Source organism: Ruegeria sp. C5, from assembly GCF_056537605.1.
Genome location: NZ_JBQFRX010000001.1, coordinates 285,629 through 299,693, shown reverse-complemented (window position 1 = coordinate 299,693; position 14,065 = coordinate 285,629). Strand labels below are relative to the sequence as shown.

General features: G+C 55.4%; 14 protein-coding genes. 10 read left to right on the top strand and 4 right to left on the bottom strand.

Translation table 11 applies throughout. From position 1 onward, the window contains the following. Nucleotides 1-9 precede the first annotated feature (9 nt). The 5 genes from ACR0AW_RS01490 (at nt 10) to ACR0AW_RS01470 (ending at nt 4,397) form a co-directional block, all read left to right on the top strand. Nucleotides 10-882, top strand: a complete 873-nt coding sequence (locus ACR0AW_RS01490) for an ATPase (RefSeq protein WP_170562988.1) — start codon at nt 10-12, stop codon at nt 880-882. Nucleotides 883-920: 38 nt separating this feature from the next. Next, on the top strand, nt 921-1,838 hold the full coding sequence (metA, locus tag ACR0AW_RS01485; RefSeq protein WP_170393257.1) for a homoserine O-acetyltransferase MetA: 918 nt from the start codon (nt 921-923) through the stop codon (nt 1,836-1,838). Then, nucleotides 1,828-2,781 (top strand): alpha/beta fold hydrolase, encoded by a 954-nt coding sequence (locus ACR0AW_RS01480; protein WP_170610374.1) that lies wholly within the window; start codon nt 1,828-1,830, stop codon nt 2,779-2,781. The genes metA and ACR0AW_RS01480 overlap by 11 nt, the downstream gene beginning before the upstream one ends. A gap of 48 nt (nt 2,782-2,829) precedes the next feature. Further along, nucleotides 2,830-3,699 carry a polyphosphate kinase 2 gene (ppk2, locus tag ACR0AW_RS01475; RefSeq protein WP_170393259.1) on the top strand — a complete coding sequence of 290 codons (870 nt, stop codon included), beginning with the start codon at nt 2,830-2,832 and terminating at the stop codon, nt 3,697-3,699. 83 nt (nt 3,700-3,782) lie between these two features. Next, nucleotides 3,783-4,397: a TetR/AcrR family transcriptional regulator gene (locus ACR0AW_RS01470; RefSeq protein WP_170393260.1), complete on the top strand. Its 615-nt coding sequence runs from the start codon at nt 3,783-3,785 to the stop codon at nt 4,395-4,397. An 11-nt stretch (nt 4,398-4,408) separates the two neighbouring features. Here ACR0AW_RS01470 and ACR0AW_RS01465 read toward each other — a convergent pair whose 3' ends face one another. Beyond that, a complete protein-coding gene (locus tag ACR0AW_RS01465) occupies nt 4,409-5,626 on the bottom strand; it encodes a tetratricopeptide repeat protein (protein ID WP_170732022.1) in 1,218 nt (405 codons plus the stop codon). Between the two features lie 239 nt (nt 5,627-5,865). Here ACR0AW_RS01465 and ACR0AW_RS01460 point away from each other — a divergent pair, with 239 nt between their 5' ends. From ACR0AW_RS01460 to ACR0AW_RS01440, 5 genes are all read left to right on the top strand, one after another. Beyond that, the gene (locus tag ACR0AW_RS01460; protein ID WP_170732020.1) at nt 5,866-6,144 is read left to right on the top strand and encodes a hypothetical protein; all 279 of its coding nucleotides are present in this window, start codon (nt 5,866-5,868) and stop codon (nt 6,142-6,144) included. Continuing rightward, complete coding sequence (locus ACR0AW_RS01455) at nt 6,141-7,781, top strand: sulfatase-like hydrolase/transferase (RefSeq protein WP_170732018.1); 1,641 nt, start codon at nt 6,141-6,143, stop codon at nt 7,779-7,781. The genes ACR0AW_RS01460 and ACR0AW_RS01455 overlap by 4 nt, the downstream gene beginning before the upstream one ends. A 99-nt stretch (nt 7,782-7,880) precedes the next feature. Then, a complete protein-coding gene (locus ACR0AW_RS01450) occupies nt 7,881-9,548 on the top strand; it encodes a sulfatase-like hydrolase/transferase (protein ID WP_170421294.1) in 1,668 nt (555 codons plus the stop codon). Between the two features lie 45 nt (nt 9,549-9,593). Then, nucleotides 9,594-10,838 carry a DUF3179 domain-containing (seleno)protein gene (locus tag ACR0AW_RS01445; protein WP_170732017.1) on the top strand — a complete coding sequence of 415 codons (1,245 nt, stop codon included), beginning with the start codon at nt 9,594-9,596 and terminating at the stop codon, nt 10,836-10,838. An 82-nt stretch (nt 10,839-10,920) separates the two neighbouring features. Then, complete coding sequence (locus tag ACR0AW_RS01440; RefSeq protein WP_480438488.1) at nt 10,921-11,673, top strand: outer membrane protein; 753 nt, start codon at nt 10,921-10,923, stop codon at nt 11,671-11,673. A 7-nt stretch (nt 11,674-11,680) separates the two neighbouring features. Here ACR0AW_RS01440 and ACR0AW_RS01435 read toward each other — a convergent pair whose 3' ends face one another. The 3 genes from ACR0AW_RS01435 to ACR0AW_RS01425 are packed head-to-tail and all read right to left on the bottom strand — an operon-like array spanning nt 11,681 to nt 14,063. Next, nucleotides 11,681-12,388 carry an ABC transporter ATP-binding protein gene (locus ACR0AW_RS01435; protein ID WP_170684191.1) on the bottom strand — a complete coding sequence of 236 codons (708 nt, stop codon included), beginning with the start codon at nt 12,386-12,388 and terminating at the stop codon, nt 11,681-11,683. Next, the gene (locus ACR0AW_RS01430; protein ID WP_170732435.1) at nt 12,388-13,119 is read right to left on the bottom strand and encodes an ATP-binding cassette domain-containing protein; all 732 of its coding nucleotides are present in this window, start codon (nt 13,117-13,119) and stop codon (nt 12,388-12,390) included. Before ACR0AW_RS01430 ends, ACR0AW_RS01435 begins: the two co-directional genes overlap by 1 nt. Continuing rightward, nucleotides 13,116-14,063, bottom strand: coding sequence for a branched-chain amino acid ABC transporter permease (locus ACR0AW_RS01425; RefSeq protein ID WP_170732015.1), 948 nt, complete (start codon nt 14,061-14,063; stop codon nt 13,116-13,118). The genes ACR0AW_RS01430 and ACR0AW_RS01425 overlap by 4 nt, the downstream gene beginning before the upstream one ends. Between the last annotated feature and the right edge of the window lie 2 nt (nt 14,064-14,065).

Here is a 14,065-nt window from a genome sequence, read left to right as displayed (position 1 = left end):
CGGCGGATTATGATCTACAACTCGGCAACGGATTGGCGCCAGGCTGCGCGAAAGAAGGTGTTGTTCTTCGGTATGTCCGGGTTGGGAAAATCCTATGTCTCAAACACGCTGCGAGATGCCGGGGACTGGTTCCACTATTCAATCGATTACCGCATCGGCACCCGCTATATGGGCGAACATATCGCGGACAATGCCAAGGCTGAGGCGATGAAAGTACCCTTTCTCCGCGAGCTTTTGCTGTCGGATTCAATATATATCGGGTCGAACATCACGTTTCAGAACCTGACCCCGGTGTCGACTTATCTGGGCAAGCCGGGCAATCCCGATCTGGGCGGCCTTGAAATCTCGGAATATCAGCTGCGGCAAGACCAGTTTCGGCAGGCCGAAATCCATGCCCTGTTGGATACCAAGTATTTCATCGACCGGGCCAATCGTCTTTATAGCTATCCTCACTTTATCTGCGATACCGGCGGGTCAATCTGCGAATGGGTAGAGCCTGACAATCCAAATGACCACATTCTGACCGAATTGTCGCGCCAGACCCTGATGATCTGGATCAAGGGCGATGAAGCCCACACTGAAGAACTGATCAAACGCTTCGACAAGGCACCAAAGCCTATGTCCTATAAGGCCGAGTTCCTGCAGCGGGTTTGGGACGAATACCTCGCCCTCAACAAGTGTTCCGGCACCAAGGTTGATCCGGATGCATTCATCCGCTGGACCTATGCGCAAGCGCTGGCGCACCGGCAGCCACGCTATGAAGCGATGGCCCGAAATTGGGGTGTTACAATAGCAGCCGATGACATCGCCAAAGTGCGGGATAGTGGCGATTTCGATGAGTTGATCGAACGCACCCTTGAGACCCGCCCCAACCCCGCCTAAGTTCCAGACTTCCTTCGCAGTTTCAACAGCGTGACCAAATGCCGATCAAAATCCCCTCTGACCTGCCCGCCTTTGAAGTCCTGACAAATGAGGGCGTCATGGTCATGGCTGATGATCAGGCCGCACGGCAGGATATTCGCCCACTTCGGATCGGGCTTTTGAACCTGATGCCAAAGAAGATACAGACCGAAAACCAGTTCGCACGCCTGATCGGAGCGACCCCACTGCAGATCGAGCTATCGCTGATCCGCATGACGGAACATCAGACCAAGAATACCGCCGCCGAGCATATGGCCGAGTTCTACCATCCTTTTCAGGAGGTGAAGGACCAGAAGTTCGACGGCCTGATCATAACCGGTGCACCAATCGAACATCTGGATTTCGCTGACGTCACCTATTGGGATGAAATCCGCGAAGTGTTTGAGTGGACCCAGACCAATGTGCATTCCACATTTGGCGTATGCTGGGGTGGTATGGCGATGATCAACCATTTCCACGACGTTGAAAAACACATGCTGGATGCGAAGGCCTTTGGCTGCTTCCGGCACCGGAACCTAGCACCCGCATCTCCATTTTTGCGTGGTTTTTCTGATGATTGCGTGATACCCGTCAGCCGCTGGACCGAGATGCGGCAATACGAGATCGATGCGGTTCCTGATCTGATCACTTTGCTTGGCAGTGATGATGTCGGCCCCTGCCTGATCGAAGATCCCGTGCATCGGGCGCTCTATATCTTCAATCACTTTGAGTATGACAGCGATACGCTCAAACAGGAATATGACCGGGACATCGCAAATAACACGCCGATTAATGTGCCTATCAACTACTATCCCGACGATGATCCAAGCCAGAACCCTCAGAACAGGTGGCGCAGTCACGCGCATCTGCTTTATGGTAACTGGATCAATGAAATTTACCAGACAACCCCGTTTGATATGAGTAAAATTGGCCAGTAAGCTTTTGATATCGCTCAGCGTTGCGCTTGTGGGTCTCGCCCTTGTGACCGCATGGCGCAGCGCGCAGCGTGAAAGCAGCGCCGAGGCTTCGTTTCCGCCAGAAGGCCAGATCGTCGATGTCGATGGCGTTGCTGTGCATGCCGTAGTGATGGGCGTAGGGCCGGATGTGGTGCTTATCCACGGGTCCAGCGGAAACACGCGCGACATGACTTTTGCGCTGGCCCCAATTCTGGCCGAGACCTATCGCGTCATCGTCTTTGACCGCCCGGGTCTTGGATACTCAGATAGCTTTAACTCCGACGGCGAAACTATTGTCGAACAAGCGGAAATCCTACAACGAGCCGCATCGAAACTAGGCGCAGAAAAACCGATCGTCGCCGGGCAAAGCTATGGCGGTTCGGTTTCGCTTGCCTGGGCTGTCACTCGGCCCGACAACATCGCAGCTTTGGTCCTGATCGCTCCGGCGGCGATCCCGTGGGAAACACCTCTGGACGCGTTCAACACTATTGGTGCGACGACAGCGGGCAACGCCCTTGCTTTGCCTTTGGTCAGCGCATTTGTTCCTGACTGGTTTGTTACGAAGGCGTTGGACCAGGTGTTTGCACCGCAAAAAGCCCCCGAAGGATATGCCGAGCATTTCGGGCCGGGCTTGACCATGCGCCAGTCTTCGATGCACGCAAATGCCAAACAGCGTGCAAATCTGCTGGATGAAATCACCGAGCTTCAACCCCGCTATGGCGAGATCTCCGTGCCAACCGAAATTGTCCACGGTACGGCGGATACGACTGTCGGGCTGGGCTGGCATTCCGAGCGCCTGATCGAACAGATTCCCGGCGCTGAGCTGATCGAATTGGACGGCATAGGACACATGCCGCAGGTTGTGGCCGCCCCAGAGGTTGCCGCCGCAATCGACCGCGCAGCCGAGCGCGCGGGTTTGCGTTAAGTCCATCCGTAATTCATAGTAAGATATGGATTTTATGGCGAGGCGTGCATGACCCAATCAGACCCGGACACTATCGAGAACTATTTTCACAACCACGCCCCAAAACCCATACGCTCGGCTATTGAAGAGGCCAAGAAGGGTGAAATTCTGAACCCGACCTACCCCTACTCCAAAAAGCTCAAAGGCAAGGAATACGATCAGCAGATGGAAGGTCTGCAGATTGAGCTGGTCAAGATGCAGCGATGGGTCAAGGAGAACGACCAGCGCATCGCTATCCTGTTCGAGGGCCGTGACGCCGCTGGCAAAGGCGGAACCATCAAAAGGTTCCGCGAGAATTTGAACCCAAGGGGCGCGCGGAACGTGGCGCTTAGCAAACCCTCGGACGCAGAACGCAGCCAATGGTATTTCCAACGCTATATCTCTCATCTCCCATCGGCTGGTGAAATCGTGTTTTTTGATCGCAGTTGGTATAATCGGGGCGTTGTCGAAAATGTCTTTGGCTTCTGCACGACGGAAGAGCGTGAACGTTTTTTCAGGCAGGTCCTGCCCTTGGAAACCGGGTTTAGCAATGATGGCATACATATCTTCAAGTTCTGGCTGAATGTCGGGCGCGCCGAGCAGCTTAACCGCTTTCTTGCCCGCGAAACCGACCCGTTGAAGCAATGGAAACTCAGCCCGATCGACATCGCAGGCCTGCACAAATGGGATGAATACAGTCAGTCGATTACCGAAACCCTTACACGAAGCCATTCCGAAAACTGCCCTTGGACGATCATTCGATCAGATGACAAGAAACGCGCCCGGCTGGCAGCCATTCGCACCGTGCTAAGCCAACTCGACTACGAAGGCAAAAACCTGGAAGTGGTGGGCATGCCGGATGAAAAGATCAGTGGTGGTCCGGAAATCTGGGATGCATAAGCTAATTGCAACACTCTGCTCAGCCTACGCTGGATTAGGCCCTGGCCGCTGCATATATACAATAAAACGCGCCTGAGGCCGGGATGACGAAACGCGGATATCACCACGGAAACCTAAAGCAAGCCTTGATGGAGGCCGCCTTGTCCCTGATCGAACAGAAGGGACCGACCGGTTTTACATTGTCAGAGGCCGCAAAGACTGCTGGGGTCACTCCCGCAGCCGTCTATCGCCATTTCGAAGGGCGTGAGGACCTGATCGCCGAGGCTGCCCGTCAGGGGTTTGAGATGTTCGCCGACCTGATGCAATTTGCCTATGACAAAGGGCAACCCTCGGCGCTTGCGGCGTTTGAGGCCACGGGCCGCGCCTATCTTGCCTTCGCCCGCAAGCACCCCGGCTATTATATCGCGATGTTCGAAAGCGGGATTTCAATCAATCGTACACCGGAACTGGCGCTGGCCGCGAACCGGGCTAAAAACGTGCTTGAAAAGGCCGCCAGCGATCTGTCGCAGCATATTCCGCCGGAGAAGCGTCCGCCCGCTTCGATGTTCAGCGCCCATATCTGGGCCATGAGCCATGGTGTTGTCGAACTTTTCGCACGCAATACCGGCGCAAGTTCCCCCTTCCCGCCTGAAGACCTTCTGGAGAGCGGAATTGGAATCTATCTGCGCGGTTTGGGTCTGGTCGCACAGGACGAATAAGACCCTGCCAGTCAATCACTTTCGCGGGCGGTCCCGCCGTCGATCAACGGGACTCCCGCTGCCCTCACGCCTGCAATAAGCGCATCAACCGGTTGCGACTCTTTGAATACGCGGCGTTTCAGGGCCTCCAGCGGAAAACCAGGCCAAGTTTTCTGGTAAACATTGGCGAGACGCCGTGCCTCGACTTGTTCGCCATTGTTCCAATGCGCGGCCATCAGATAGGCCGCTGATATCGGCCCAAATGGTCCTCCGCGCTCGATCGTGTCCTCGTAAGTTCGGATCGCCGCTGCATAGTCTCCGGTATGAAAATGCGCAGACCCTAGTACATTGCCAAAGACAAGCCCGCCGCTGCGTTCCGCAAGCTCTTCATACCATTCAGATTGCGCCAGGATCCGCTCGAAATTCAGAGTATAGAGTGAAATAAGTGCATCGAACTCAGCGACATGCGGATCGGTGGGGGCCAGATCAACGGCTCTGCGAGACAGGGCTGATGCCCGATCGTAATTGCCCAGTGCAAATTCCAGCCAGGCCCGCGCCGAAAGCGCCCAAGCCTCATCAGGTGCGATATCCATCGCATGGGCGCTTTTTTCATCGGCAGACTTCAAATACTTTTCTGCATCCGGTTCAAAGAACAACAAAATGGCCAGCATGGTCTCGACCTGTGCCGCTCCGGCATAGCCACAGAAAAAGAGTGGATCTCGTTCAATCGCCGTCTCAAAAATCAGCAAAGCCGGTTGCAGGCGCGATAGGTCAACGACGGGGAACATCACATCGCGGCCGGCACTACAAAGGTTTATCGCTTCTACCCGCGCGGGAGATACGTCATAAATCGCGCTTTGCCCTCGGCCCACAGCGCTGCGAGGCTCATTCTTTGAGTAATAGCCTGATACCCAGATGCCTACGCCAATCAAAGCCAGAAAGAACGCGATAACCAACGCGCTTCGCCGAATGCCCTGTGGGTTCTGGGCTTGCGAACTCCCCAGCGTAAATTCGGGTGCATAGCTACCGACAGGCAGCGAAATCACCACGGGATCAGCTTCGCCATCACCTCCGTAGTAAGCTTTTAGCTTTCGCCTGACACGACCCGCATCAACGCGCACAACCCCTTCCCGCTTGGTCAAGTCTTCGGCGCTGTAACCATAAACATCCATGGCAATGGTCTTGGCGCGGATCTCATCCGTGCGGCCGGCAAGCGCTTCGGTCACGACATAGCTAAGAAAGGCCCGCATTCGGGCAGATCCTTTGAAGCCACCTGAGTTCAATACCCGCTCAAGAGCACTTCGCACCTCCTCATCCGAGAAAGAAGGCGCTGTGTCACGTTGTTTGTTATCCGCCTGGGCAGTCAAGAACTATCCTTTCATGACAATGGCTTGACCCCATGATGCTACGGTAGCATGCGGCTTTATACGTTCAAGTCATATTCTAGGGAACGCATGCTTTACGAGCAATTTCCACGAAGGCAACGCGGATGGACGAAGAAGACTTCTTTGACGCACAATTCCCGGGAACCTCCGTTCTGCTGCGAAACATGCGCGCCCAAGACAGTGAGTTCGACCGGATTTGCCTCGATTATCAGGAGATGATGACCGAGCTGGCTCAGTCTCCTCTTTCCGACACGGGCGTTCGCCCTCGGTACCTCGCGGATCTGGCGGAAACCGTTACTGATTTGCGAAGCTCTATCGAAGCAAAGCTGTCAGACGTTCCCCGTACGCCTGGGCATATGGATAAAACGAAAGGCTTGAAATGACCCTGAAACACATTTTGCCCGCGCTAATCCTCACTGCAGGTTCGGCATATGCCCAACAGAACCCGATTATTCACGATGGTGAGTTCGAATTTCTGCGTGCCCAGTTCGGCGCGGTCTGGGATGCCCAGGACATTGAGATTGACGCGAAACTGGCCGAAATCCGCGACGCAAACGGGGGCAAACCACCCAATATCCTGTACATCCTGATCGACGACATCAGCTTTGGTCAGATGGGTGATCGCAAGATGAACTACGTCATGGGCATCGAAACGCCCAGCATCAACCAGTTCGCCACCGAAGGTTTGTCGCTGATGCGAATGTACACGGAACCCTCGTGCACGCCGACCCGCACGGCAATGCTAACGGGGCGACATCCGGTGCGTGCCGGTGTGACAGAAGTCAAAGTGGCTCTGGTAGGCGAAGGCCTTCCAGCCAGCGAGGTGACCCTGCCCGAGATCCTGAAAGAAGTTGGCTACAACACCGTACATGTCGGCAAGTGGCACCAAGGTGATATCGAACAGGCCTACCCCCATAATCAAGGTTTCGACTGGGCTGCCTTCCCCCTACATCAACAAGTTCAACTGAGCCTCATGACCCCCGAGGCGATGCGCGCGAATAACATGCTTGGATACGTGCCCGAGGGGCAGAACAATCAGTTTCTGCTGGATGAACGTTTCAAGCCCTACGGGCTGGTGACCGGTGTCGAGGCAGAAGCAGGCGGCACCGCTCGAGAGGTGGATATGTCACCGGGCGAGGTCTGGACCCAAGCCAAGTATGAAGCGATGAACGAGAGGTATCAGCGTCAGGCTCTTGAGCAATTGGAGCGTGCCGCAGCTGAGGAAGAACCGTTTTTCCTGCAATATTGGCCGCTCTACCCGTTGAATTTCGTTTATGCCGAGAACGCGATCTCTCGCAACGGCGGGTTTCATGCTGACAAACTGCAACTACTGGATGGCTGGATCGGTGACCTGCTGGTCAAGCTCGAAGAAACCGGAAAAGCCGACAACACGATTGTGGTTTTGATGGCCGACAATGGACTGATGTACCACTACGAAGGAACTTCGGGGCTCAATCAACTGATCTATCGTGGCGGTAAGACCCAACATCTGGAAGGTGGCGTACGCACGGATGCATTCATTCGCTGGCCCGGAGTAATCGAGGCTGACAGCGCCGCCGGAGATATCTTTCATGTGTCTGATATCTATACCACAATGGCTCGGATCGCAGGCGCGACTGATCATATCCCGCGCGACCGCATCATCGATGGTGTCGATCAGACCGCCCTGCTGCTGAACGGTGAAGGCAACGGTCGCCGCGATTATGTATATGTCTATGAAGGCCCGGTTTTGCGCTCGGTGGTCAAGCAGGAATTCAAAATGCACCTGCCCGCGCCCGGCCAACCCGGAGCGGCGGCCCCGACCTTCAACATCTATCGTGATCCACGCGAACTGCACCCTTTGGTCGGTTACTCACTTTGGGCCGGAGCGTCGTTTCAGGACATGATCAAACGCCATCAGAAGATGATCGCGAAACACCCGCATTCCGAAATCGGGCGCGGCATCCCCTACGAGGGCATCGACAACCTGCGCCCGGAATCTGAACTGGCTCGCGATGTGTTCACCAGCTGGCAGCAGTGAAGGCTACAGAAATTCCTGTTTAAATATGATAATGTTTTAATGTGAAATCAGCGGCAGGAGTGTTTGCGTTCCGCCCAGTACACGATCGGGGGATATCGAATGAAGATTTCAGGGGTATTGGTTTTATTCGTCGGCCTTGCCGCGCGCAGCACGTTCGCGCAAGAAAACCCAATCCAACACGATGCCGAATTCTATATCTTGCAAGCACAGCGCGCAGAGCAATGGGCCCAGGATGATATGGCTGTGGATGAAGCCCTGGCTGCATTTCGCGAAGGCAACAACGGTAAGCCACCGAACATCATCAGCGTTCTGATCGATGATCTGGGATTCGGCGACATGGGGATACCCGAGTTGAACGCCGTTCGGGGTTATTCGACGCCGAATATCAACGATTTCTCCGACGACGCAATGCGCATGGTTCGGATGTATACCGAACCCTCTTGCACCCCTACTCGCGTCGCCCAAATGACAGGGCGGCTGCCTGTACGCATGGGAATGGGTGATACCACCGTTGATATTGCCGGCTTTGGCCTGCCGGGGGCAGAAGTGACATTGGCCGAAGTGCTGAAACAGGTTGGCTACGCAACCAGCCATGTTGGCAAGTGGCACATGGGGGATATCGCGGAAAGTTGGGCGATGAACCAAGGCTTTGACTATGCGCAACACGCAATTCACCAGCAGGGTCAGCTGACGATCTTTAATGATGATGCAATCAAAGAGCAGGTCTCGGTCGCGATCAGAGATTATGATGACAAATACACGCTGGACGGTTGGTTCAGGCCGGACGCCTCAGCGATGATGACCGTCATCGAAGGCGAAACGGGCGGTCCAATTCGCGAAATTCGGATGGAGTCAGGTGAGCGCTGGAATGCGGCCAAATACGATGAGATGAACCAGGCCTTTCAGGACAAAACCTTGTCAGAGCTTGAACGTCTTGCCAGCGACGATACCCCCTTTTTCCTGCAGTATTGGCCGATGATCCCTCTGGATAATACCCGCGCCGGACGTTCTGGTCCCGAAAGCGCGAATGGCGGTCTCTATGTCGACAAGATGCAACTTTTGGATCAATGGCTGGGTGATTTGTTCGCCAGCATGGCAGAGTTGGGGGTCAGCGAGAATACCATCGTCATCGTTATGGGGGACAACGGCCACTTTACCAAATACGCCCCGCAATCGGGCTATACTCCGATGATATATGCTGGTGGCAAAGGGGATACGACCGAGGGCGGCGTTCGGGTAGACGCCTTTATTCGCTGGCCGGGGATGATTCAGGCAGATGGTTTGCTGAACAGTATCATTCACGTCTCAGACCTTTATACAACGCTCTCACGTTTTGCGGGGGCCGAGCAATACATCCCGCGGGATCGTCTGGTGGATGGCGTCGATCAATCCGCAGCGCTATTGTTTGCGGACGAAGCCAAAGCGCGCCGAGATCACGTGATCATCTATTCGGTGAACAAACCCGAGGCGATCGTGAAGGACCAGCTTAAGCTCAAACTGCCGGGAGCCGGGGAAAGCGCTATTCTGGCAAAGTTCTTTGATCTCTACCGGGACACGCGCGAGGAATATTCAGTCTCGACCGAGGTTGGCGCCTGGGGCGGGCAGGAATTCGCACGCATCCTTGGCCGACACATGGCCCGCAAAGAGAAATTCCCCGACACGCCGCCCGCGTATGGCGTGCCCTATGAAGGGATCGAGAACCTGCGCCCCGAAACCCAACAAGCGGTCGAGGCTTTCCTGATCAAAAGCCAATCCCCGCAGCAGTAGCACAGTGTCGCCGTCGTCATTCACTCAAGTTTCTAGGATTATCACATGCTTGGATTACTCCTATTCGCACTGGGTTTAATCGGATCACTTGGGATCGGGTTCGTCTACTTCCGTGATTTGGGCGACGTGTCCCAGATGCTGTTGAAGGTAAAGCGCGAGAATATGGTGCGTTTCATCCGCAATGAATACCGCTTGATTGCCATCGGGTTGGGCGCATTTGCTCTCGCAACGCTCGCGCATTTCGCCCTGGGAGCCGGGCCGTTCTGGCTTTGGCTCATTGCCGCTTTACTTGTTCTACTTCTCTATGGCTTTCCCTATGTCTGGGTTCATCTAGGTCTGAGAAATCAGCTAAATGACGCGCAGTTTTTTCCCATCGACGAGGCCCGCAAATATGTCGGGCCGACTGCCCCCGTGATGGTGATTGAAAATGACGGCCATGCCCGCGCCCATCCTGATGCACAAATCATGCGCCCACATTTGGCGGGCGATGATAAAGGGCTGGGCGGAGAAGACGTCGTGATGACCTATTGCGCCATGGCCAATCTCGGTCAGGGGTATGCGCCAAGCATCGAAGGAAAACGGCTGAACCTTGAGGTTCTCGCCCAGCACGGCAACAACCTGATCCTGCGTGATAATGACACCGGTGAGCCCATCCAGCACATATACGGCTTTCGCGAAGCGGATCGTGACACAAATGCAGACGGTCTCGCGTGCCCTCTGCGGCCCGAAGCGCAGATGACACCCTGGCCAACCTATCGGATGACTTTCCGTGGATTTCAAAAGGCTTTCCCGGAAGGCGAGGTGTTTTTGAACAAACCCTCCCCAAACCCCTTGCTGCGGCTGCTGGACATGATGACCGAGATCACGTTCGGCTGGGGCATTGGCCGCCAGCATCAGGAAGAGGCTCCGGTGATGGACAACATGGACCGTTCGGACAATCGGCTGCCGAATAAAACCTATGTCTGGGGGATCACAATCGGACAGGATGCCACCTGCTGGACCGACGATTTCGTTGTCGACAACGATTGGATCGTCAACGCGCGTGTCGGCGGGCGGGATATCGTCGTCAGCCTCGATCCGAAATTTGAAAGCTTGGGCGTTTGGTACAATGACAGCGGTCAACCCGTGACCCAATGTGACTTTTGGGGAATGTCTGATCAGGGCCAACTGCAACGGGTCGAAACCCTGCGCGCAGGCGTGTTCTGGCATGTCTGGTCCGAGTTTTTTCCCAGCACCGATATCAATCGTGTCGGTGACGGCGCAGGCAAATCCGAAGACGTGGCAGCATGAAAGAATGAACATTGCGCTTGGCTAGATTGGCATGAGGCGACAACGGAATTTCAATTCAAGGTTCTTGGCGGGAGACGGAAAAATGGATGTGACAGTAAAGTGGACAGGATTGGCGCTTGGCCTCGCAATGGCAGGTTCGATGGCACCAATGGCCTTGGCCCAACAGTCGGACTGGTCATATGAGGCCTCAATCTATCTTTTCATGCCGGAAACTGAGACCTCACTCAGCACACCGATGGGTACACTGGATGGCACCCTGAGTTTTTCCGATGCGTTGGACAATCTCGATTTTGCCTTCATGGCCGCGTTTGCCGCCACAAATGGCCGGTGGTCCCTGTTGGCCGACTATAACTATACCAATCTGTCTTTCAGCAGCGACACTCCCGGCCCTGCCAGCTCAGGCTTGGACACATCCTTCACCACGCAATTTCTCAGCGGCTATGTCGGCTATAGGGTCTACGAGGATCAAACCGCAAATGTGGATATTGTCGGTGGATTCAGGTGGTTCAGCACGGAAACCGACTTTGAATTGCAACCAGGCGCGGCCCCCGGCCGTCGAACAACGGTTGATTCAAGCTGGACCGATCCCGTGATCGGGGCCCGCGCACGCGTCAAGTTCTCGGACAAATGGTCAGGAACTGGGTTTGTAGACTATGGCGGCTTCCGCAGTGGCAGCGAGACATGGCAGGTTCTGCTGACAGCCGACTATGCGATTAATGATCGTTGGCTGATCCGCGGTGGATACCGCTATATCTCATTCGACCAAGACATCGACGGAAACGATTTCAAGTTCGACCAATCCGGTCCACTGATTGGCGCGACTTACCGCTTTTGAGCGGCTTTTAGTGACCGCCAAAGTAGGCCTCAAGCAATCGCTTATCATTCCGCAACTCATCTGCGGTGCCTGATGTCTGCATGCGTCCTGACTCGAGCACGTAAATCCGGCTCGCCAGCGAAAGCGCGAAGTTGGCGTTTTGCTCGGTAATCACCACCGTCAGCCCGTATTCCTTGTTGAGCTTGCGCACGACCTCAGCGATTTCGTGGCAGATTTTCGGGGCCAGTCCAATTGTCGGCTCGTCGACCAGCAACAGCTCGGGGCTGGTCATCAGCGCGCGCCCGAACGAGACCATCTGACGTTCCCCGCCCGACTGGGTCGAGGTCTCTTGCCCTTCCCTCTCTTCCAGACGCGGGAACAGGCTGTGCACCATCGCCAGATTGCTCTGGATATCATCGCGGGCCGTGAAGGCACCGACCATAAGGTTGTCACGCACAGACATATAGGGAAACAGGTTGAAGCGCTCGGGCGCGTAACCCACTCCATGCCGCACAATTTCCGAAGGTGTTCGACCGGCCAGGCTGTGCCCCCTCAGCCGAATGTCTCCTTCGGTTTTGACAAGCCCCATGATGCTGTCCAGCAAGGTCGATTTTCCGGCACCATTAGGCCCAACCACGGCGACGATCTCACCGGGTTGGACAGTGATTGAGATATCGGTCAGCGCTTGCGCTTTGCCATAGAAGGCCGACAGGTTTTCGATCTCCAAATACGACATTACGCGGCCCCCAGATACGAGGCCTGAACAGCCTTGTCGTTCATCACCTCGGCAAACGATCCCTCGGCAATCATGGTGCCGCGTTCGATGGCGATGGCGCGGTCGATCAAAGGTTCAAGCGCGGGCAGATCATGGCTGACGATCAGGAAAGTCATTCCATCCTTGCGCATCGACTGAATGAGGTCCGAAATCTGTGCAATCTCGCCTGTGGTGAGACCCGCGAACACCTCGTCCAGCAACATCACCTTGGGTGCGGTAGCCATCGTACGGGCCATCTCAAGCTTGCGCAGATCACCCATGGCCAATTCTGTTGGCGCGCGCTCCAAATCCGCTTCGGTAAAGCCGACGCTAAACGCTAGCTCCCGCTCACGTTCTTTGTTTGGGGGCGAGACAATCATTTGCCAGATATTGTCAGGCATCAGCCCAACTCGGATGTTTTCGGCAACGCTCATATCACCAAACGGGCGCGGGATTTGATAGGTCCGGCTAACCCCGGCACGAATGCGCTGTGGGGTCGAAAGGTTCGAAATTTCCTGCCCGAACAGCTCGATCGTGCCACTGTTTTGCCGCAGCTCGCCCATGATCTGGCTAAACACGGTTGTCTTGCCTGCTCCGTTGGGACCGATCAATCCCAGAGACTCGCCCTCTTTGAGAGCGAACGACAGATCGTTCGTCGCGACCAACCCACCGAAACGCTTCACAAGACCGGATACTTTCAACGCCGCGCTCATGCCATCCGCCCTCTGCCCAGAGTTTTGAAGCCACGCCGGACAAGCTCAACAAGGCCTTTCGGCTGATACATGTAAAGGAGCAGTGCAATGGCACCGTAGACGAAGTACCGCTCTGCCCCCGGAAGAACCGGCCTCAGATATTCCAGCAAGAACGTCATGAAAAACGCGCCGATCATCGGGCCGATGATGGTTGAGGTTCCACCCAGAAGTGCCGCGACAATAATGGTGAACAAGAAGTTGATATCAAACAGCGCACGTGGAGCAAGCGATCCCAGATAGTGGACATAGAACGCCCCTCCTAGACCCGCAATCATAGCGCTTGTCAGAAAGGCAAACGCCTTAAGGCGCGTGGTGCTGAGGCCCGAACCCCGCACGCTTTCCTCGTTCATGCCAATCGCAGACAAGGCGGTTCCGAGCCGCGTCTTCATCAGCAACCACATGCTGACAGCGATCGCCAGCATCAGCGTCGTCGATAGGTAATACCCGTTCGCCGCGCCGCGCGTCAGCGTTTGAATGCCCGACATGCCGCGCGTTCCGCCGGTCAAGTCGGGACGAATGACCTGAACCAGTTGATACAGCAACTCCATGAAGGCCAGCGTGACAAGTGCGAAATAGCTGCCTCGAATTCGCAAGGCTGGCAGCAACACCAGCAGGCCCGCGATCATGGTGACAACAACAGCAATCGGGATTGATATCTCAACAGCGACATCGAATCGCTTGGTCAGGATTGCAGTGGTATAGGCCCCGATACCGATCAGAAACGGATGCCCAAAGCTCACATACCCTGTTCTGCCCGACAGCACATCCCAACTTATGGCAAAGATCGCCAGATAGTTGGCAAAGATCATCGTGCGCAATGTCCCGTTCGAGACGACTTGCGGCAACAGGAACATTCCCGCGATCAAACCGACCCAAAGCGCAAAGTGAAACCAGCGTAGGCCCATCG